The organism is Sciscionella marina DSM 45152 (assembly GCF_000379465.1).
GTDB classification, from domain to species: Bacteria; Actinomycetota; Actinomycetes; order Mycobacteriales; family Pseudonocardiaceae; genus Sciscionella; species Sciscionella marina.
This window is the reverse complement of record NZ_KB905441.1, coordinates 1-450: the sequence shown is the minus strand read 5'-3', so window position 1 is coordinate 450 and position 450 is coordinate 1. Positions and strand designations below refer to the sequence as shown.

Here is a 450-nt window from a genome sequence, read left to right as displayed (position 1 = left end):
ANCGNNNNCCGGGGCGTCCACTGTGGTTGGGTTCGTTGAAGTCGAATCTGGGGCATGCCCAGGCTGCGGCCGGGGTGGGTGGGGTGATCAAACTGGTGCAGGCGTTGCGGGCTGGGGTGATGCCGAGGACTTTGCACGCGTCGAGGCCGTCGTCGAAGATCGACTGGGATGGTGGGGGTGTTGAGTTGTTGCAGGAGTCCCGTGCGTGGACCTCCGATGGNCCGCGCCGGGGTGCGGTGTCGTCGTTTGGGATTAGTGGGACGAATGCGCATGTGATTTTGGANCAGGCTCCGGAGGTTGAGNCTGTGGAGTCGGTNGAGGTTGCCGGTTCGTTGCCGTTCCTGGTGTCCGGTCGGACTCCGGATGCGTTGCGGGATCAGGCTGCCCGGTTGCGTGAGTATGTGCTGGCGCGTCCGGAGATGGCGCTGGGGGACCTGGGTTTTTCGTTGG

The 450-nt window shown here is 64.4% G+C and carries 1 pseudogene (only partly in view); it reads left to right on the top strand.

Going from position 1 to position 450, the window contains the following annotated elements:
* Window positions 1-450 (top strand): annotated as a pseudogene (locus A37U_RS0137535) (beta-ketoacyl synthase N-terminal-like domain-containing protein) (its annotated part extends 1,087 nt beyond the left edge of the window); the annotation flags it as partial.